Below are 18489 nucleotides of genomic sequence, written 5' to 3'. Positions count from 1 at the left end.
CCGCCGAGGAACCGGTCGCGGCGGTACCCCCTCCGGGCCGTGGTGACACGGGATCACCCGATGGCCCGCCCGTTTCGCGAAGTTCGCCGTCCTCGTCGCTACGGCGCCGCGGAGCGGGGCTTCCGTCACGCTGAGTGGTGCGTCAACTCGCGTGTGTCGCACTGATGTTGGGTCCTTGCCTCTCCGGAAGGCGACATGCCGCGTTCGGATAACGGATTCCCCATGTCGGCATCACGGTTAGGCATACTTTCGTCGACAGATCTGGCGCGTGATCATGAGCGCGTTGAAGACTCGCCTCTCAGACGCGAGGCCGTGTCGATCCTGTGAAGGCGTACCCGTCCGGGGATCGGCTGGGCAGTTGGGCCGTACCACCTGCGGCCGCCGCGCAGCACGCAAGCGAATCACAGCGCCGACAGCGGCGGTATGAAGGCCGGTCACCGCCGGCGAGAAGGGGCAGGGCACTTGTGACGGCACCGATCGAGACCACCGGATCGCAGGCCGAGGCCCAACCCGAGGCCGTACTGGCGGGCGCCGAGTCCCGGCAGATCGAGGGCCGCTCCCTCGGACAGATCGCCTGGACCCGCTTCAAGCGGGACAAGGCGGCGGTGGCCGGCGGCGTCATCGTCGTGCTGCTGATCCTGACGGCCGCCCTGTCGCGTCCGCTCCAGGCGCTGCTGGGCCTCGACCCCAACGCCTTCCACCAGGACCTGATCGACCCCAACACCACCCTTCCCCAGGGGGACTTCGGTGGCATGAGCTGGGACCATCCGCTCGGTGTGGAGCCCAAGTTCGGGCGCGACATCCTCGCCCGCATCCTCGAGGGCTCCTGGGTCTCCCTCGTCGTCGCCTTCGGGGCGACGATCCTGTCCAACGTGATCGGCACCGTCCTCGGCCTCGTCGCCGGCTACTACGGCGGACGCGTCGACTCCGTCATCAGCCGTCTCATGGACACCTTCCTCGCCTTCCCGCTGCTGCTGTTCGCCATCGCCATCTCGGCGACGCTCCAGGGCGGCGCGTTCGGGCTGGAGGGCCTTCCGCTGCACATCCTCGTGCTGATCTTCGTCATCGGCTTCTTCAACTGGCCGTACATGGGCCGCATCGTGCGCGGCCAGACGCTGGCGCTGCGCGAGCGGGAGTTCGTCGACGCCTCCCGGGGCATGGGCGCCGGCGGGCCGTACATCCTGTTCAAGGAGCTGCTGCCCAACCTGGTGGCGCCGATCATCGTCTACTCGACGCTGCTGATCCCCACCAACATCCTCTTCGAGGCCTCACTGAGTTTCCTCGGCGTCGGCATCCAGCCCCCGCAGGCCTCGTGGGGCGGCATGCTCAACCAGGCCGTCGACTTCTTCCAGGTCGATCCGCAGTACATGATCGTCCCCGGTCTCGCCATCTTCATCACCGTGCTGGCGTTCAACCTCCTCGGTGACGGCCTCCGGGACGCACTCGACCCCCGCAGCCGCTGACGTCTGCGGTCGCGGACGCTGTCCGCGTCCATACCAAGTGTCCACCTACGAAGGGGAATGCGACCAACATGCGAAGGTCAGCATTGGCCGTAGTCGCGGCCATCAGCAGCGCTGGCCTGCTCCTGGCAGGCTGTAGCAAGGCCGACGACGGCAGCGGTGACGACAGCGGGAACAAGGCCGCTGCCAACGCCGCGACCAAGGGGGTCGTGAACGCCTCGACGGAGAAGGGCGGCACGGTCACCTACGCGATGTCCGACGTCCCGGACTCGTTCGACCCGGGCAACACGTACTACGCGTACATGTACAACTTCAGCCGGCTCTACGCGCGTCCGCTGCTCACCTTCAACCCGGCCCCGGGTGAGAAGGGCAACGAGATCGTGCCCGACCTGGCGGAGTCCAAGGGCGTGTCGTCCGACGGCGGCAAGACCTGGACGTACAAGATCCGCCAGGGCGTGAAGTACCAGGACGGCACCGAGATCACCTCGGCCGACGTCAAGTACGCGGTGGAGCGCTCCAACTTCGCCCGTGACGTCCTCTCCCTCGGCCCGAACTACTTCGCCCAGTTCCTCGCGGGCGGCGACAGCTACAAGGGCCCGTACAAGGACAAGAGCGCGAAGGGCCTGGCGTCCATCGAGACGCCGGACAAGTACACGATCACCTTCAAGCTCAAGCAGGCGTTCACGGACTTCGACTACCTGGTCACCGCGCCGCAGACGGCTCCCGTGCCGCAGGCGAAGGACACCGGCGTCGACTACGTCAAGAACATCGTCTCCTCCGGCTCGTACAAGTTCGCGAGCTACGAGGAGGGCAAGTCGGTCACCCTGGTCCGCAACGACCAGTGGGACGCCAAGACCGACCCGCTGCGCAAGCAGTACCCGGACAAGATCGTGGTCAACCTGAAGGTCAACCAGGCCACCATCGACCAGGACCTGATCGACGGCAGCACCATCGTCGACCTCGCGGGCCGCGGTGTGGACACCCAGACCCAGGCCAAGCTGTTCGCCGACGCGGACCTCAAGGCCAACACCGACAACACCTACGGTGGCCGGCTCGTCTACGCGGCGCTGAACACCCAGGTCGCGCCGTTCGACAAGGTCGAGTGCCGCAAGGCCGTGCAGTACGCCATCGACAAGGTGGCCGTGCAGACCGCGCAGGGCGGCCCGGTCCGCGGTGACATCGCCACCACCGTGCTCCCGCCGGACGTCATCGGCTACCAGAAGTTCGACGCCTACGCCACCACCGGCAACAAGGGCGACGCGGCCAAGGCCAAGGAGCAGCTGAAGGCCTGCGGCCAGGAGAAGGGCTTCAAGACCTACATCTCCGCGCGCAGCGACCGCCAGCAGGAGGTCGACGCGGCCACCGCGATCATCGACTCGCTGAAGAAGATCGGCATCAACGCCGAGCTGAAGCAGTACCCGTCCGGCAAGTACTTCACGGACTACGCGGGTGTCCCGGCGTTCGCCAAGAAGCAGGGCATCGGCATCATGATGATGCAGTGGGGCTCCGACTGGCCGACCGGCTACGGCTTCCTGAACCAGATCCTCAACGGCAAGGCGATCAGCCCGTCCGGCAACACGAACCTCTCCGCGTTCAACAACGCCGAGGTCAACAAGCTGCTCGACGACGCCATCCAGAACTCGGACGAGTCGGCGCGCAACGCCGCCTACGCCGCGGTCGACAAGAAGACGATGGACGAGGCCGTGATCGTGCCGCTGACCTACTTCAAGGTCCTGCTGTACCGCTCGCCGTACGCCACCAACGTGGTCTCGTCGGCCGCCTGGAGCGGTCAGTACGACGCTCTGAACCTCGGCACGACCAAGAAGTAGCGCGCAGCAGAAGCCCTGGAAGGCAGGTGAAGGCATTGGCGCCCGCGGGCCGGACGGTCCGCGGGCGCCGGCGCCGGTCCCCGTGATCTCGTACATCATCCGCCGGACGGTCGCGGCAGTGATCCTGCTGCTGGTCGTCACCGCGGTCACCTTCGGCATCTTCTTCCTGCTGCCGAGACTGGCCGGGCAGAGCCCCGACCAACTGGCCGCGCAGTACATCGGGAAGAACCCCTCGCCGGAAGACATCCTGGCGGTCAAGCAGAACCTCGGGCTCGACAAGCCGGTCTACGAGCAGTACTTCGAGTTCATCAAGGGGATCGTCTCCGGCACCACCTACAACCTCGGCCCCACCACGGCCGACTGTGAGGTGCCCTGCTTCGGCTACTCCTTCAAGAACCACGTCGAGGTCTGGCCGCAGCTGGTCGACCGGCTGCCGGTGACCGTCTCGCTGGCCGCGGGCGCCGCCGTGCTGTGGCTGGTCTCGGGTGTGGCCGCCGGAGTCGTCTCGGCGCTCAAGCCGGGTTCGTTCTTCGACCGGACCGCGATGGGCGTGGCGCTCGCCGGTGTGTCGCTCCCCATGTTCTTCACCGGCCAGCTGGCCCTGCTCGTCTTCAGCTACGAGCTGGGCATCTTCGGGCGGACCTACGTGCCGTTCACCGAGAACCCCTCGCAGTGGGCCAACACCCTGTTCCTGCCGTGGTGCTCGCTGGCACTGCTGTACTCCGCCGTCTACGCGCGGCTCACCCGGTCCGGCATGCTCGAGACCATGAGCGAGGACTTCATCCGCACGGCCCGGGCCAAGGGCCTGGGCGAGCGCAAGGTCGTCTTCAAGCACGGCCTGCGGGCCGCGCTCACCCCGATCGTCACGGTCTTCGGCATGGACATCGGCCTGCTGCTCGGCGGCGCCGTGATCACCGAGTCCGTCTTCTCCCTGCCCGGTATCGGCCAGTACGCCGTAGCGGCCATCACCGACAACGACCTGCCGCCGATCCTGGGCGTCACCCTGCTGGCCGCCTTCTTCGTCGTGCTCTGCAACCTGGTGGTGGACGTGCTGTACGCCACCGTCGACCCGCGGGTGAGGCTCTCGTGACCGACGTTTCCAAGACCGGGGCCGCCGTGGGCGAGCCCGTGCGCGCCGAGGGCGCCGACCGCGCCTTCCTGGACGTGCGCGACCTGAAGGTGCACTTCCCGACCGACGACGGCCTGGTCAAGTCCGTCGACGGCCTCTCCTTCCAGCTGGAGAAGGGCAGGACCCTCGGCATCGTCGGCGAGTCCGGCTCCGGAAAGTCCGTCACCTCGCTCGCCGTCATGGGCCTGCACCGCCTCGGCAGCCGGGGCAAGAACGTGCGGATGTCCGGCGAGATCTGGCTCGACGGCAAGGAACTCGTCTCGGCGAGCCCCGACGAGGTGCGCCGGCTGCGGGGCCGCGACATGGCGATGATCTTCCAGGACCCGCTGTCCGCGATGCACCCGTACTACACGGTGGGCAGCCAGATCGTGGAGGCCTACCGCGTCCACCACGCCGTCGACAAGAAGACCGCCCGCAGGCGCGCCGTCGAACTCCTCGACCGCGTCGGCATCCCCGAGCCGCACAAGCGCGTCGACAGCTACCCGCACGAGTTCTCCGGCGGTATGCGCCAGCGCGCGATGATCGCGATGGCGCTGGTCAACAACCCGCAGCTGCTGATCGCGGACGAGCCCACCACGGCGCTCGACGTGACCGTCCAGGCGCAGATCCTCGACCTCATCCGGGATTTGCAGAAGGAGTTCGGCTCCGCGGTCGTCATCATCACGCACGACCTCGGAGTGGTCGCCGAGATCGCCGACGACATCCTCGTGATGTACGGCGGGCGCTGTGTGGAACGCGGACCGGTCGACGAGATCTTCGAGCAGCCGAAGCACCCCTACACCTGGGGCCTGCTCGGCTCGATGCCGCGCATCGACCGTGACCAGACCGACCGGCTCAAGCCGGTCAAGGGCCAGCCGCCCAGCCTCATCAACGTCCCCTCGGGCTGCGCGTTCCACCCCCGCTGCCCGTACGCCGACGTCCCCAAGGGCGGGATCACCCGCACCGAACGGCCCGAGCTGCACGAGGTCGGCAGCAGGCACTTCACCGCGTGCCACCTCTCGCCCGAGGACCGTACGCGGATCTGGACCGAAGAGATTGCGCCGAATCTGTGAGCGAGACTGAGACCCGGGCCGCCGTGCCGGCCCCGCGGACCGACGACGAGAAACCGCTGCTCAAGGTCGAGGGCCTGGTCAAGCACTTCCCCATCAAGAAGGGCCTGCTCCAGCGGCAGGTCGGGGCGGTCAGGGCCGTCGACGGCATCGACTTCGAGGTGCGCAGGGGAGAGACCCTCGGTGTCGTCGGGGAGTCCGGCTGCGGCAAGTCGACCATGGGCCGGCTCGTCACGCGGCTGATCGAGCCCACCGGCGGGTCGGTCACGTTCGACGGGACGGACATCACGCACCTCGGCACCAAGGGCCTGCGCCCGCTCCGCCGGGACGTGCAGATGATCTTCCAGGACCCGTACGGCTCGCTGAACCCCCGGCACACCATCGGCACCATCGTCTCGGCGCCGTTCCGGCTCCAGGGCGTCGAGCCGGAGGGCGGGGTCAAGAAGGAGGTCCAGCGCCTGCTCGGGCTGGTGGGCCTCAGCCCCGAGCACTACAACCGCTACCCGCACGAGTTCTCCGGCGGCCAGCGCCAGCGCGTCGGCATCGCCCGCGCCCTCGCGCTCAACCCGAAGCTGGTGGTCGCGGACGAGCCGGTGTCCGCGCTGGACGTGTCGATCCAGGCGCAGGTGGTGAACCTGCTGGACGACCTCCAGCAGGAGCTCGGCCTGACGTACGTGATCATCGCGCACGACCTGTCGGTGGTCCGGCACGTCTCCGACCGGATCGCGGTGATGTACCTCGGCAAGATCGTGGAGCTCGCCGACCGCGATCTGCTGTACCGCACGCCGATGCACCCGTACACCAAGGCGCTGATGTCGGCGGTGCCCATCCCGGACCCCAGGCGCCGCACCGCCAAGAGCGAGCGGATCCTGCTCCGGGGCGACGTGCCCTCGCCGATCTCGCCGCCCAGCGGCTGCCGCTTCCACACGCGGTGCTGGAAGGCGACGGAGATCTGCAAGACCACCGAGCCCCAGCTGGTCGAGCTGCGGCCCGGCCAGCAGGTCGCCTGCCACCACCCGGAGAACTTCGCGGACCAGGCCCCGCAGGACACCGTCCTGCTGACGGCCGCGAAGGAGGCGGCGGAGCTGGTGGCCGACGAGGTGCTCGCCCGGTCGGCGGAGACGTCGGCGGCGGTGGCCTCACTGACGGAGGAGGCGGTGGCCTCACTGGCGGAAGAGGCGGAAGAGGCGGCCGGGGAGGGCGCGGAGGAGGCTCCGGCGAAGGCCCCGGAGGAGGCGGCCGGGGAGGCCCCGGAGGAGGCGGCCGGGGAGGCCGAGGAGGCGTCTCCCACCCCGTCCCCGACCACCGAGGACACCCCCTCCAAGGAGAAGTAAGCAGTGCCGAGCCCCCGCCTTGCAATGTAAGGCGGGGGCTCATCGCTGGGCGAGAATGGAAGGGTGCTCCAGCAAATCTTCAGCCCCTCCGTCCAGCACACGCTCGACCTGATCGGCATCTTCGTCTTCGCGATCTCCGGCGCCCTGCTGGCCGTCCGCAAGAACTTCGACGTCTTCGGCATCGCCGTCCTCGCCGAGGTCACCGCACTGGGCGGCGGGCTGTTCCGCGACCTGGTCATCGGGGCCGTACCGCCCGCTGCCTTCACGGATCTGGGGTACTTCCTCACCCCGCTGCTCGCCGCCCTCCTCGTCGTCTTCCTGCACCCGCACGTGGAGCGCATCCAGACCGGTGTGAACGTCTTCGACGCCGCCGGCCTCGGCCTCTTCTGCGTCACGGGCACGACGAAGGCGTACGACTTCGGCCTGGGCCTCACCGCGTCGGCGGCCCTGGGGCTGGCCACCGCGGTCGGCGGCGGTGTGCTGCGCGACGTCCTCGCCAACGAGGTGCCGTCCCTGCTGCGCTGGGACCGCGACCTGTACGCGGTCCCGGCGATCGTGGGCGCCACCATGGTGGTGCTCTGCATCCGCTACGACGCCCTCACCCCGCTGGCCAGCGGGGTCGCCGCGGCCACCGCCTTCGTGCTGCGGCTGCTCGCGATGCGGTTCCACTGGCGGGCGCCGCGCGCGTGGAACCGCCGCTCGACGGTGCGCGAGGAGTAGGTGGGGCCCTGGGGCCCCTTGAAAAGCTACCGCTTAGTAATCGCTTGTTGTACCGTTCAGCCATGCCTGAAGCAGCTACCGCCCCCGCCGCCGTCGGGGACAGCGAGTTCGACCGCGACACCGCCGTCACCGCGCGCGAGCCCGGCGTCTACGACACCGACCTCTCGGCCGGCTGGACGATCTTCGGCGCCGTCAACGGCGGCTACCTGCTCGCCGTCGTGGCCCGCGCCCTCGCGGACACCCTGCCGCACCACGACCCGTTCACCGTCTCCGCGCACTACCTCAGCGCCTCCCGCCCCGGCCCGGCGGTCGTCCGCACCGAGACGGTCCGCACCGGCCGCACCCTCTCCACCGGCCAGGCGTCGCTCCTCCAGTACGACGAGCAGGGCCGCGAGGTCGAACGCATCCGCGTCCTCGCCACCTACGGCGACCTCGACGCCCTCCCCGACGACGTCCGCACCTCCGCGAAGCCCCCCGCCGTCCCGCCGATCGGCCAGTGCCTCGGCCCCGCGGACGGGCCCGCCCCCGCCGCCGGCGCCGACCAGCAGCCCATCGCCGAGCGGCTGATGCTCAAGCTCGACCCGTCGACCGTGGGCTGGGCGCTCGGGCAGCCGTCCGGCAAGGGCGAGGTGCGGGCCTGGTTCGGGCTGGCGGACGGCCGCGACGCCGACCCCCTCTCGCTGCTCCTCGCCGTGGACGCCCTGCCGCCCACCGCGTTCGACCTGGGCATCGCCGGCTGGGTGCCCACGGTCGAACTCACTGTCCACGTCCGCTCCCGTCCGGCTCCGGGACCCGTGCGCGTCTCCATCACCACCCGCAACCTCGCCGGCGGCTTCCTGGAGGAGGACGCCGAGGTGTGGGACAGCGAGGACCGGCTGGTGGCGCAGTCACGCCAGTTGGCCCGGGTCAGGCTGGGCTGAGGGACCCGCGCGGCCCGTCGGCGAACGGCCGCGGGCGGCCGTCTCTGTCACGGAGCTGTACCGGTGCGCCGACGTCGGGCGTGGTGAACTCCCAGGTCAGGGCGGTTCCTTGGGCCGCGCTTTGCCCGATTGACAGGAGGGGAACAGGAAGACCCCAACAAAGGCTTATCCGCCGTTGGTTGAGTACCGCACCTCAGGAATTCCTCATCCTCCATGGAGCTGATTCTCATGAAGCGTGTACTCGGGTCGGTGCGTCTCGTCCCCGCGGTGGCCCTCCTGGCGCTCTCGCCGCTCGCCCTCGCGGCCTGCGGTTCGAGCGACTCGTCGTCCACGGACAGCGGCAGTTCGGGGCAGCAGACGTGTCAGCCGCCCTCCGGGATGCCGAGCGGTATGCCCTCGGGCATGCCGTCCGGGATGCCGAGTGGGGCACCGTCGGGCGCCGCCTCGGGGATGCCGACGGGGTCGCCCTCCGGGATGCCGAGCGGTATGCCGTCGGGCATGCCGAGCGGCGGGCCCGGCCAGGGCGGCGGTCCCGGTGGCGGCCAGGGCGGCTGCGGCGGGCCGGGCGGCGGCCAGGCGCAGCAGAGCCAGCAGGCGCAGTAGAACCGGCGGGCGCAGTCGAATCGGCGGGCGCAGTAGGGCCGGTGGGTGCCGGGGAACCGGCGGGTGCCTCGGGGACCGGCGGGTGCCGGGGGACCGGCGGGCGCGGGAGGGCGGCGTACTCGGGGTGGGTGCGCCGCCCTCCCGCGTGTGCCGGACCGCCCGGTTCAGTCGAGCCAGTGGTGGCGGCCGACGGTGATGAGCCGCAACCGCCGTGTCGCGAGCCGGGCGACCCGCTCACGGGCCTCCGCGGAGGGCTCGTCGCCGGCCGCCGCCTCCTGGACCTCCAGGAACAGCGAGGCCGTGATGAGCATCTGGTCGACGTAGAGGTGCGCGAGCATCAGCAGGTCGTCGTCGCTCCAGCCCTCCGCCTCGTCGTCCTCGGCCAGCTCGGCCTTCACCTCCTCGGCGAACCGGCCCAGTTGCTCCCGTATCGCCTCGCGGACCGGCTGGACCCCGCCGTGTCGCTCGCGGGCGATGAAACGGACATGCGCGGGGTACGCGTGAACATGACGGGCGATCAACTCGACAGCGCGCGTGATGCGTTCGTCGCTGGAGTCGGCGGCGGTCACGGTGGTGCGGATCAGCGGGTGCAGGCTGCCCAGCGCCTCCTCGACCAGGGCCACGCCCAGGTCCGCCGTGGAGCGGAAGTGCCGGTAGAACGCGGTCGGGGCCACCCCGACCGCGCGGGTGACCTCGCGCAGGCCCAGGCTGCTGAGGCTCTGCTCCTCCAGCAGCACCAGCGCCGCGTCCAGGAGCGCCTGACGCGTCTTCTGCTTCTGTGCCTGACGAATGCCGAGCGTGTGACTCATGTCATTTAGTTAACAACTGTTACCTGTCATTGCAAAGCAGTGGGGCGGGCTAGACTGGGTAGTCAGTGAACAACTGTACCCACAACTGTTCACCGACCGTCCACGGAGGGGATCCGATCCCGTGCTGTTCCTCGTCGTCGCACTTCTGCTGCTCGGCGTCGTCCTGGGCACCGTCGCCCACGCGCCGCTCGGGTTCAGCCTGGCCGCCGCCGCCGTGATCGCCGCCTGGCTCGGCGTCTTCGCGCTCCGCGAGCGCCACGGCCGCCGCCGTCACACCTCGACCCACTGACCGGAAGGAGCGGAACGACCATGCACCTCACCGCGCCCACCACCCGCCGCACGGGCATCCGGGACACCGACGGCATGGCCGTCGCGTCCTTCGTCCTCGGCCTCGTGGGCCTCCTGGTCCTCAACGTCTTCCTCGGGCCCATCGCCATCGTCCTGGCCTCGGTGGCGCTGTGGCGCGGCACCGAGCGCCGCGGCCGCGCCCTGCTGGGCCTCACTCTCGGCGTCGCCGACCTGGTGGTCCTCGCCGCGTTCATACAGGCGGACTCGACGATCTCGTGGAGCTTCTGACGGGCGGACGGGCGGGCGGCGCGAGTCGCCACTCCCGCGGCCGTTCGCGCAGGGCGCGCCACCGCTTTTGAGGCCGTCCGTGCGGGGCGTGCCGCCGTGCCCGTGGCCGTCCAGTCCGGGTGTGGGGCGGGTGCGGTGTTCGGCTTTGCAGCCGTCCCGTGGCCGTCCAGGCCGGGTGCTGGGCAGGCGTGGTGTGCGGCTCCGCCCGGGCGCGCCGCCGCCGCCTCTGAGGCCGTTCGCCCAGGGCGTGCCGCCGTCCCCGGGGCCGTCCGCGCCGGGGATGCCGTCGGCTCGCCGTGCGACCCGTCGGGCCGCTCCGGGGGCGGCCGCCCGAGACGCGCGGACGGCGCGCCGTAGAATCGCCTCACCATGGCTTACCTCGACCACGCCGCGACCACCCCGATGCTCCCGGAGGCGGCAGAGGCACTGACCGCCCACCTGGGCGTCACCGGCAATGCCTCCTCCCTCCACGCGGCCGGCCGCCAGGCCCGCCGCACGGTCGAGGAAGCACGCGAGACCCTCGCGGAAGCGCTCGGCGCCCGCCCCAGCGAGGTCGTCTTCACCTCCGGCGGCACCGAGGCCGACAACCTCGCCGTGAAGGGCCTGTACTGGTCCCGCCGGGACGCCGACCCGGCGCGCACCCGGGTCCTCGCCAGCCCCGTCGAACACCACGCCGTCCTCGACGCCGTGCACTGGCTGGGCGAGCACGAGGGGGCGACGGTCGAGTACCTGCCCGTGGACGCGTACGGCCGCGTCCACCCGGACGCGCTCCGCGAGGCGATCGCCCGCAACCCCGCCGACGTGGCCCTGGCCACGGTCATGTGGGCGAACAACGAGATCGGCACGCTCATGCCGGTCCGCGAACTCGCCCGGACGGCCGCCGAGTTCGACGTCCCCCTGCACGCCGACGCGGTCCAGGCGTTCGGCCAGGTCCCCGTCGACTTCGCCGACTCCGGCCTCGCCGCGATGACCGTCTCCGGCCACAAGATCGGCGGCCCCTACGGCATCGGCGCCCTCCTCCTCGGCCGCGACCGCACCCCCGTGCCCGTCCTGCACGGCGGAGGCCAGGAACGGCACGTCCGCTCCGGCACCCTCGACGTCCCCGCGATCGCCTCCTTCGCCGTCGCCGGACGCCTCGCCGCCGAGCGGCGCGAGCGGTTCGCCCGCGAGATCGGCGCCCTGCGCGACGCCCTGGTCACCGCGGTCCGCACGGCGGTCCCGGACGCCCTCCTGGGCGGCGACCCGGCACCGGAGGGCCGCCTCCCGGCCAACGCCCACTTCACCTTCCCCGGCTGCGAGGGCGACTCCCTGCTGCTGCTCCTGGACGCCCAGGGCATCGAGTGCTCCACGGGCTCCGCGTGCACCGCCGGCGTCGCCCAGCCCAGCCATGTCCTGCTCGCCACCGGCACCGACCCGGACCTGGCCCGCGGCACCCTCCGCTTCTCCCTCGGCCACACCTCCACCGAGGCCGACGTCGAGGCCGTCGCCAAGGTCATCGGCCCGGCCGTCGAACGGGCCCGCGCCGCGGGACTCACGTAGAGCCCGACCCGGACCCGCTCCCCACACGGTGGGGGGCGCCCCGGGCCGCCGCCACCGCGTGGGAAGCGGCCACCCCGGTCACGCGGACGCCGTGCGCGCCTCCCGCACCAGCCGCAGGTACCGGTCCCAGTCCCAGTGCTCGCCCGGGTCGGTGTGGTCCGTCCCCGGCACCTCCACGTGCCCGATGATGTGCTCACGGTCGACGGGTATGCCGTACCGTCGGCAGATCCCGGCCGTCAGCCGCGCCGACGCCGTGTACATGGCGTCGGTGAAGTCCTGCGGCCGGTCCACGAAGCCCTCGTGCTCGATGCCGACGCTCCGCTCGTTGTACGCGCGGTTGCCCGCGTGGTACGCCACGTCCAGCTCGCGGATCATCTGCGCCACGCGCCCGTCCTGGCCGACGATGTAGTGCGCGGCCGCCTGGTGCTCCGGATCCTGGAAGGCCCGCACCGCGCTCGCGTAGTCGCCCTGGGTGACATGGACGACCACCCGGTCGATGCCGTAGTCGTCCGGCCGGTCCGCCCAGCGGAAGTTGGCCTCCGACGCCGCGACCCACCGCGCGCCCCGGAAGTCGACCGCACCCTCCACCCGCGGCTTCTCCACCCCCGGCACCCGCCACCACAGCCGCGCCAGCTCGTCCCGCGCCAGCACCGCCGACCCCACGGCCGCCGCCGCCCCGCCGACCAGCAGCGCCCGCCGCCCGAGCCGTCGGTCAGCGTCCTTGCCCCGCGCCCCCATACGCCCGCCCTGCCCCTCTTCGTCCCGCATCCTCGCCCCCCGCGCCCGTCCCCGCTCCCGGGCGCCCACCGCGCCCACCCGGCCCCTCGATCCGCCCAACGGATATCCGCGGCCCGCGGTTCCCCGCGCCCCCGTACTCTTGAAGGGCTATGACTGAGACCTCACAGCGTCCCCTCCGCGTCCTCGCCGCCATGTCCGGCGGGGTCGACTCCGCCGTCGCCGCCGCCCGCGCCGCGGAAGCCGGCCACGACGTCACCGGCGTCCACCTCGCGCTCTCCGCGAACCCGCAGTCGTTCCGCACCGGCGCGCGGGGCTGCTGCACCATCGAGGACTCCCGTGACGCCCGCCGCGCCGCCGACGTCATCGGCATCCCCTTCTACGTCTGGGACCTCGCCGACCGCTTCCGCGAGGACGTCGTCGAGGACTTCGTCGCCGAGTACGAGGCCGGCCGCACCCCCAACCCCTGCCTGCGCTGCAACGAGAAGATCAAGTTCGCCGCGCTCCTCGACAAGGCGCTCGCCCTGGGCTTCGACGCGGTGTGCACCGGCCACTACGCGAAGATCGTGACCCTGCCCGACGGCTCCCGCGCCCTGCACCGGGCCTCCGACATGGCCAAGGACCAGTCCTACGTCCTCGGCGTGCTCGACGAGCGGCAGCTCGCCCACGCCCTCTTCCCCCTCGGCGACACCGTCACCACCAAGGACGAGATCCGCGCCGAGGCCGAGCGCAGGGGGCTGGCCGTCGCCAAGAAGCCCGACTCCCACGACATCTGCTTCATCGCCGACGGCGACACCCAGGGCTTCCTCGCGCGGCGGCTGGGCACGGCCGAGGGCGACATCGTCGACGAGGCCGGCAACAAGCTCGGCACGCACGACGGCGCGTACGGCTTCACCATCGGCCAGCGCAAGGGCCTGCGCATCGGCACCCCGGCTGCCGACGGCAAGCCGCGCTACGTCCTCGACATCTCCCCGGTCGACAACCGCGTGACGGTCGGCCCCGCGGCCGCCCTCGACGTGACGGGCCTCACGGCCGTCAAGCCCCGCTGGTGCGGAGCCGCCCCCACCGGCCCCGGCACCTACACCGCCCAGCTGCGCGCCCACGGCGGCGAGACCGAGGTGACCGCGGCACTCGTCGACGGCCGCCTGGAGGTCACGTTCACCGACCCCGTCCGCGGCGTCGCCCCCGGCCAGGCGATCGTGCTGTACGACGGCACCCGGGTGGTGGGATCGGCGACGATCGCGTCGACCACGCGCGCGACGGCCGGGGTGGCCTAGAAAAGATCTTCGGGGCTGGCCCCGGGCCCGGTGCCGTCATAGGCTTCCCCTGCGGATCGTCCGCAAGGGGAAGTGACCGACGGGGCCGCCTCCCCGTCCGCCAGGAGGTTGAGGGTGCTCCTCCGTTTCCGGGTGGCGAACCACCGGTCGATCCGTGACGAGTGCGAACTCTCACTGATCGGTACCGGGCTGAAGGACGGGACTGCCCGGGACACCGGCATCGAGTACGACCACCGGCCGGTTCCGGGACTGTCGGTCCTGGGGGTCTTCGGTGCCAACGCGTCCGGCAAGACCAACCTGCTCAGCGCGATGACCGCCATGCGCGAGGCGGTGCGTACCTCGTTCGCGGACTGGCCCAAGTCGCCCGGCGTACCCCGTCAGCCCTTCAAACTCGACCGTGAGAGCGCGGACGAGACGACCCTCTTCGAGGTCGACCTGGTCCTCGGTCAACGGAAGATCCGTTACACCTACGGTTTCGAACTGTCCGACGAGCGCGTCGAGGCCGAATGGCTGCATGCCTATCCCGACGGCGAGCGCCAGGTCTGGTTCGACCGGGAGGCGGGCCGGCCGTCCGCCGAAGGCCCGGAGTTCGTCTTCGAAGGGATGGGCATCGCCGAGAAACGCCGTGCGGACCTGGTGGAGTACACCCGCGCGGACGCGCTGTTCCTCTCCACCGGAGCCACCCTCAATGATCCCGTGCTCTCGGCACTGCACCGCTGGTTCCTGGACAATCTGTGGCTGGTCACGCCGGGTGAGGACATCACGGGACGCACGACGTTCACCCAGCACATGCTGACCGGGACGTCCGCGAAGCACTCGGAGCACGCCTACAGAGAACGCATCCTCCAGCTTCTTGCCATCGCCGACCTGGGCATCACCGGCATCGACGTCGACCCGGAGTCCGGCGGCATCCGGCTCAGGCACCGCACTCCGGACGGCGGGGACGTCCCGCTGGAGTTCCTGCGCGAGGAGTCGTTCGGCACGCACGCGTGGTTCGCGTTCCTCGGCCCCATGCTCACGGTGCTGGACAACGGCACGACCCTGCTGGTCGACGAACTCGACTCCAGCCTCCATCCGACCCTGGCCGCCGAGGTCGTACGGATCTTCCAGGACCCGAAGGCCAACCCGAACAACGCCCAGCTCATCTTCACGACGCATGACGCCACCCTGCTCGGCAGCGCGGTACTGGACCGTCCGCTGGACCGGGAACAGGTGTGGATCGCGGCGAAGGAGCGCTCCGGGGCGACCAGCGTCTATCCCGTGACCGCCGCCCACCCGGCGGAGGACGAGGACCTGGAGACCGGATACCTGCGCGGCCGCTACGGCGGCGTACCGCGGGTCGGCGCGGGGGCGATCGCTCGTGAACTGTCATGGCAGGAGGCGAAGGAAACAGCGTGAGCAGGCGGGGTGGACGGCAGTACGACGACGGCGTCGGCACAGGGGCCGGAGAGACCGAGGGAGCAGGGGCGTCACGCAAGCGCAGGGGAAGCAGAAACGACCACTTCGCGCCCGTCCCGTACCGGCCGCCGGTCTCCAAGGAGCAGCGGGTCCTGTTCATCGCCTGTGAGGGCGAGGTGACCGAGCCGCAGTACCTCGATCACCTCAACGCCCGGTACGGCGACGGAGGGGACGGCGAGCGGCAGCCGTTCCTGATCCACCCGATCAGCGCCAAGAACGGTCTCATCCCCTCCAGGACCGTCGCCGCCGTGCTGGGGCACAAGCAGGCCGACGGCGAGGAGGCGTGGGTTCTGTTCGACCGGGACCGGCACAACGACATCCCCAAGGCGTTCGCGGACGCGGCCGCCGCGAACATCCAGGTGTGCTTCTCGCACCCTTCCTTCGACCTGTGGCTGCTCCTGCACTTCCAGGCGATGAGCGGGCGGCAGAGCGGCAGCAACAAGGACGTCGTGAAGAAGCTGCGGGCGGCGCATTCGGCGTTCCGGTCCTTCGACGTGAAGAACGACAAAAGCGTCAAGGGCGATCGCCGGGACGCGCTGGATGACGACGACGCGGCGCGGAAGGCTGTGCGTCACGCCCGGTCCCTGGTGAACCAGTGCGAGCACGGCGGCTGCAAGGCCGACAACCGCAAGCCCAAGGCGGTACCGCGCGACAGCGTCCCGGAGTCGGACAGGAAGTGGGCCGCCCGCTCGGGGCATGCCGAGGACTGCCTCGTTCTCCAGCGGGACCCGTCCACCGACGTGTGGCGGCTGCTGGTCAGCCTCGGCGTCGTCGACGACCGGTCGGGGTAGCCGTAATCGAGAGTGCGGTCGTCGAGGACCTGCTCGCTGGAGAGTGCGGTCCTACTGAGAACCCCTATCAGAATGTGGTTCGGCCCAGGGTCCTGCTGCCAGCGGTAGGTGGGCATTTGCCATGGCAGGATCCGGCTGTGACGTGTGATGTGTGTGGACACGAGATGCGGCAGGCGCCGGTAGCGGAACCGCGAGCGGCGTGGGACCTGCCGGTGAAGGAACGGTGGTTCTGTTCCTGGTGCTACGCGTGGACCGAGCTGGGACATGATCCCCATGAGGTTTCACGGCCGCAGTACCAGCCCATGTACGGGCGCTGGGAGCGGGCAGAATCGCCGAGCCTCCCTGAGGACGTGGCCCATGCCTACGACACGGCCTACGCCTACACAGATTCCGGAGCGACCCTGTGTGGCATAGAACACAAGGACCTCTCGGTCTCTCCGTACTGGTGGGTGCCGGATCGGAGCAACGCGTGTGGCGCCTGCAAGGAGGCCGCGGCCGTCATTGACGAGCGCTGGCCGTTGGAGATGCGTCGCGGGAATCGCGTTAACCCCCAGCCTCCCCCCGGTTCTAGCTGGCCACCCTTCTAGAACTGTCCACGCGATGACCTGAGCCGCCTCCGGCAGATCAATGCGCACGCGAGTCTGAGGAAGGCTTCGTGGATGTCGTCGCGTATCTCCCAGCGGATCCGCAGACGGCGGAACCAGTGCAGGTGGGCGAAGCACTCCGCCAGTCGGCGCCAGCAGGTCATGCCCGAGCCGAAGCCGAGTTCCTGCGGCAGATGCTCCCCGGTGATCCCGGTGTGCAGCACGAACAGAATGCCCTGGAACACCAACCGGTCCGGATGCCGCTTGCGCCCAGGATGCCGAGCCCGACGTTCCACCCTGGGCAACAACGGCTTTCTAAACGGCGGGTGATCCGTCCCGCTCGCCGACCCCGGCCTTGACGCCCCGTATCAGCGCTCCCAGAACTGCACGGTCCGTATTCAGAACGCGGACCGGGCTCTCGCTCTCGCGCAGGGCGATGCCATTGGGGCTCGGGGTGGCTATCTCGACGCAGGCATTGCCCGCTGCCTCCGAGAAGGAAGACTTGATCCACTTCAGGCTGGGCACGGGGGCACCTCTTACAGATCTCCGGCGATCTCAAGGATGAGGTTCCTTGACTCCTCGGGATTCAACGCCACGCGTTCGACCAAGTCCAGCCGCCGGCGGAAGTGCGACAGCTGGGTCGGTGAGTCGAAGAAGACGGCACCGATGGCTGAGTCCACCTCGACAGTGTCCAGGTGGGGGCTCGCAGCGGTGACGTACATCAGTGAGTCCCCGGCCATGGGGAACCCCTCTGCCGCGAGCGGAATGACCAGCAAGGTGACGTTGGGGCGCTCGCTCTCCTCCAGAAGGTGGTTCAACTGGGCCTTGGCCACGCGTCGGCCACCGACCCGGAGATGGAGAGCGGCCTCGTAGATCAGGCCCACGTAGGGAACACCAGGCTCGGCCGCCACGACATCGTGCCGGGCCAGGCGATGGGCCACGCGCAGTTCGACCTCCAGCCGTGGCAACGCCGGGATGAAGAGGTCGAACAACGCGCGGGCGTGCTCCTCGGTCTGGAACAACCCGGGAACGTGGGCGGTCTGGAGAGTCCGCAGGCTTCTGGCGTGATGTTCAAGCTCCGCCACGTCCAGGAAGTCGGGCGGGATCTTGCCCCGGTACTCGTCCCACCATCCCCGAGCGCGCCCGCCGGTCATGGAGGCGAGTGCGTCGATCAATTCGCCGTCGTCGCATTCGTAGATGCTCGCCAGACGGCGTAGGCGCTCCTCGCTGATGCCGAAGCGGCCGGACTCGATGTTGGAGATCATCGTGCGATCCACGCCCAGCCGCTCGGCGGCAACAGGGGCGGACATGCCGATGGAGTCACGGAGTCGTCTGAGTTCAGCGCCGAAGCGCCGCTGACGAATCGTGGGGGTGTGACGTGGTGCCATGGGTCAACTCCTTGCTCGCGCGCACAGTTTGCCGATCTCTGTGCGCGATCGTCCACGCGCATCAGAGATATGACCCGTTTTAGTGAATGAGGTAGCACGGGTTTTATTTGCATGGCTAGCCTGTGACTCAGGCCACCCCCCGCCCCGCCCGGCGGAAGTGCACCGGCACACCGCCGACCGTCCCCAACCGTGCTCGCTCGCAGGGGCGGTTTACGGACCGCCGATGACGCCGCACCGGCATGGACTCGGAGACCGTGGCCCGCGCGGGCCACGACCCCGCGCCTCACC

18 protein-coding genes and 2 pseudogenes are annotated in these 18489 nt (G+C 70.2%); 13 read left to right on the top strand and 7 right to left on the bottom strand.

Annotated elements, in window-relative coordinates; all coding sequences use genetic code 11:
- Nucleotides 1-464: 464 nt before the first annotated feature.
- The 7 genes from ACFYWQ_RS29480 to ACFYWQ_RS29450 all read left to right on the top strand — a co-directional run bounded on the left by ACFYWQ_RS29480 (nt 465) and on the right by ACFYWQ_RS29450 (nt 8441).
- A complete protein-coding gene (locus ACFYWQ_RS29480) occupies nt 465-1463 on the top strand; it encodes an ABC transporter permease (RefSeq protein ID WP_389520455.1) in 999 nt (332 codons plus the stop codon).
- Between the two features lie 68 nt (nt 1464-1531).
- On the top strand, nt 1532-3289 hold the full coding sequence (locus tag ACFYWQ_RS29475) for an ABC transporter substrate-binding protein (protein WP_389520454.1): 1758 nt from the start codon (nt 1532-1534) through the stop codon (nt 3287-3289).
- A gap of 82 nt (nt 3290-3371) precedes the next feature.
- Nucleotides 3372-4379, top strand: a complete 1008-nt coding sequence (locus tag ACFYWQ_RS29470) for an ABC transporter permease (protein ID WP_389520452.1) — start codon at nt 3372-3374, stop codon at nt 4377-4379.
- Nucleotides 4376-5470 carry an ABC transporter ATP-binding protein gene (locus ACFYWQ_RS29465; RefSeq protein WP_389520450.1) on the top strand — a complete coding sequence of 365 codons (1095 nt, stop codon included), beginning with the start codon at nt 4376-4378 and terminating at the stop codon, nt 5468-5470. The genes ACFYWQ_RS29470 and ACFYWQ_RS29465 overlap by 4 nt, the downstream gene beginning before the upstream one ends.
- On the top strand, nt 5467-6801 hold the full coding sequence (locus tag ACFYWQ_RS29460) for an ABC transporter ATP-binding protein (protein WP_389520449.1): 1335 nt from the start codon (nt 5467-5469) through the stop codon (nt 6799-6801). The genes ACFYWQ_RS29465 and ACFYWQ_RS29460 overlap by 4 nt, the downstream gene beginning before the upstream one ends.
- A gap of 63 nt (nt 6802-6864) precedes the next feature.
- Nucleotides 6865-7521: a trimeric intracellular cation channel family protein gene (locus ACFYWQ_RS29455; RefSeq protein WP_389520448.1), complete on the top strand. Its 657-nt coding sequence runs from the start codon at nt 6865-6867 to the stop codon at nt 7519-7521.
- A gap of 62 nt (nt 7522-7583) precedes the next feature.
- Nucleotides 7584-8441 carry a thioesterase family protein gene (locus tag ACFYWQ_RS29450; protein ID WP_389520446.1) on the top strand — a complete coding sequence of 286 codons (858 nt, stop codon included), beginning with the start codon at nt 7584-7586 and terminating at the stop codon, nt 8439-8441.
- Nucleotides 8442-8803: 362 nt separating this feature from the next.
- Here ACFYWQ_RS29450 and ACFYWQ_RS29445 read toward each other — a convergent pair whose 3' ends face one another.
- On the bottom strand, nt 8804-8941 hold the full coding sequence (locus tag ACFYWQ_RS29445) for a hypothetical protein (protein ID WP_389520444.1): 138 nt from the start codon (nt 8939-8941) through the stop codon (nt 8804-8806).
- 267 nt (nt 8942-9208) lie between these two features.
- Nucleotides 9209-9853, bottom strand: coding sequence for a TetR family transcriptional regulator (locus ACFYWQ_RS29440; protein WP_389520442.1), 645 nt, complete (start codon nt 9851-9853; stop codon nt 9209-9211).
- Nucleotides 9854-9974: 121 nt separating this feature from the next.
- Here ACFYWQ_RS29440 and ACFYWQ_RS29435 point away from each other — a divergent pair, with 121 nt between their 5' ends.
- The 3 genes from ACFYWQ_RS29435 (at nt 9975) to ACFYWQ_RS29425 (ending at nt 11968) form a co-directional block, all read left to right on the top strand.
- A complete protein-coding gene (locus ACFYWQ_RS29435) occupies nt 9975-10142 on the top strand; it encodes a hypothetical protein (protein WP_389520440.1) in 168 nt (55 codons plus the stop codon).
- Between the two features lie 20 nt (nt 10143-10162).
- A complete protein-coding gene (locus tag ACFYWQ_RS29430) occupies nt 10163-10429 on the top strand; it encodes a DUF4190 domain-containing protein (RefSeq protein WP_389520439.1) in 267 nt (88 codons plus the stop codon).
- Between the two features lie 369 nt (nt 10430-10798).
- The gene (locus ACFYWQ_RS29425; protein ID WP_389520437.1) at nt 10799-11968 is read left to right on the top strand and encodes a cysteine desulfurase family protein; all 1170 of its coding nucleotides are present in this window, start codon (nt 10799-10801) and stop codon (nt 11966-11968) included.
- A gap of 78 nt (nt 11969-12046) precedes the next feature.
- Here the strand turns inward: ACFYWQ_RS29425 and ACFYWQ_RS29420 are convergent, their stop codons facing one another.
- Entirely contained in the window at nt 12047-12736 is a 690-nt protein-coding gene (locus ACFYWQ_RS29420; protein WP_389520436.1) for an N-acetylmuramoyl-L-alanine amidase, read from the bottom strand.
- A 119-nt stretch (nt 12737-12855) separates the two neighbouring features.
- On the opposite strand from ACFYWQ_RS29420, the gene mnmA reads away from it, so the two are divergent.
- The 3 genes from mnmA to ACFYWQ_RS29405 all read left to right on the top strand — a co-directional run bounded on the left by mnmA (nt 12856) and on the right by ACFYWQ_RS29405 (nt 16229).
- Nucleotides 12856-13980, top strand: coding sequence for a tRNA 2-thiouridine(34) synthase MnmA (mnmA, locus tag ACFYWQ_RS29415; protein ID WP_389520435.1), 1125 nt, complete (start codon nt 12856-12858; stop codon nt 13978-13980).
- Between the two features lie 114 nt (nt 13981-14094).
- The gene (locus ACFYWQ_RS29410) at nt 14095-15378 is read left to right on the top strand and encodes an ATP/GTP-binding protein (RefSeq protein WP_389520434.1); all 1284 of its coding nucleotides are present in this window, start codon (nt 14095-14097) and stop codon (nt 15376-15378) included.
- The gene (locus tag ACFYWQ_RS29405) at nt 15375-16229 is read left to right on the top strand and encodes an RloB family protein (RefSeq protein ID WP_389520433.1); all 855 of its coding nucleotides are present in this window, start codon (nt 15375-15377) and stop codon (nt 16227-16229) included. The genes ACFYWQ_RS29410 and ACFYWQ_RS29405 overlap by 4 nt, the downstream gene beginning before the upstream one ends.
- Nucleotides 16230-16812: 583 nt before the next feature.
- On the opposite strand, the pseudogene ACFYWQ_RS29400 reads toward ACFYWQ_RS29405, so the two are convergent.
- From ACFYWQ_RS29400 to ACFYWQ_RS29385, 4 genes and pseudogenes are all read right to left on the bottom strand, one after another.
- Nucleotides 16813-16929 (bottom strand): annotated as a pseudogene (locus ACFYWQ_RS29400) (IS5/IS1182 family transposase); the annotation flags it as partial.
- Nucleotides 16930-16950: 21 nt separating this feature from the next.
- Nucleotides 16951-17121 (bottom strand): annotated as a pseudogene (locus tag ACFYWQ_RS29395) (transposase); the annotation flags it as partial.
- 7 nt (nt 17122-17128) lie between these two features.
- The gene (locus ACFYWQ_RS29390) at nt 17129-17338 is read right to left on the bottom strand and encodes a DUF397 domain-containing protein (RefSeq protein WP_389520431.1); all 210 of its coding nucleotides are present in this window, start codon (nt 17336-17338) and stop codon (nt 17129-17131) included.
- Nucleotides 17339-17349: 11 nt separating this feature from the next.
- On the bottom strand, nt 17350-18201 hold the full coding sequence (locus ACFYWQ_RS29385) for a helix-turn-helix domain-containing protein (RefSeq protein WP_389520429.1): 852 nt from the start codon (nt 18199-18201) through the stop codon (nt 17350-17352).
- Nucleotides 18202-18489 lie beyond the last annotated feature (288 nt).

The organism is Streptomyces sp. NPDC003247 (assembly GCF_042888135.1).
Taxonomy (GTDB): Bacteria; Actinomycetota; Actinomycetes; order Streptomycetales; family Streptomycetaceae; genus Streptomyces.
This window is presented reverse-complemented; position numbering and strand designations above follow the sequence as displayed.

What these genes read in the sequence shown, in the direction of transcription:
- ACFYWQ_RS29450 (WP_389520446.1), top strand. Translation starts at nt 7,584, where the DNA reads ATGCCTGAAGCAGCTACCGCCCCCGCCGCCGTCGGGGACAGCGAGTTC.
- ACFYWQ_RS29440 (WP_389520442.1), bottom strand. Translation starts at nt 9,853, where the DNA reads ATGAGTCACACGCTCGGCATTCGTCAGGCACAGAAGCAGAAGACGCGT.
- ACFYWQ_RS29425 (WP_389520437.1), top strand. Translation starts at nt 10,799, where the DNA reads ATGGCTTACCTCGACCACGCCGCGACCACCCCGATGCTCCCGGAGGCG.
- ACFYWQ_RS29430 (WP_389520439.1), top strand. Translation starts at nt 10,163, where the DNA reads ATGCACCTCACCGCGCCCACCACCCGCCGCACGGGCATCCGGGACACC.
- ACFYWQ_RS29475 (WP_389520454.1), top strand. Translation starts at nt 1,532, where the DNA reads ATGCGAAGGTCAGCATTGGCCGTAGTCGCGGCCATCAGCAGCGCTGGC.
- mnmA (WP_389520435.1), top strand. Translation starts at nt 12,856, where the DNA reads ATGACTGAGACCTCACAGCGTCCCCTCCGCGTCCTCGCCGCCATGTCC.
- ACFYWQ_RS29385 (WP_389520429.1), bottom strand. Translation starts at nt 18,201, where the DNA reads ATGGCACCACGTCACACCCCCACGATTCGTCAGCGGCGCTTCGGCGCT.
- ACFYWQ_RS29445 (WP_389520444.1), bottom strand. Translation starts at nt 8,941, where the DNA reads ATGCCCGACGGCATACCGCTCGGCATCCCGGAGGGCGACCCCGTCGGC.
- ACFYWQ_RS29420 (WP_389520436.1), bottom strand. Translation starts at nt 12,736, where the DNA reads ATGCGGGACGAAGAGGGGCAGGGCGGGCGTATGGGGGCGCGGGGCAAG.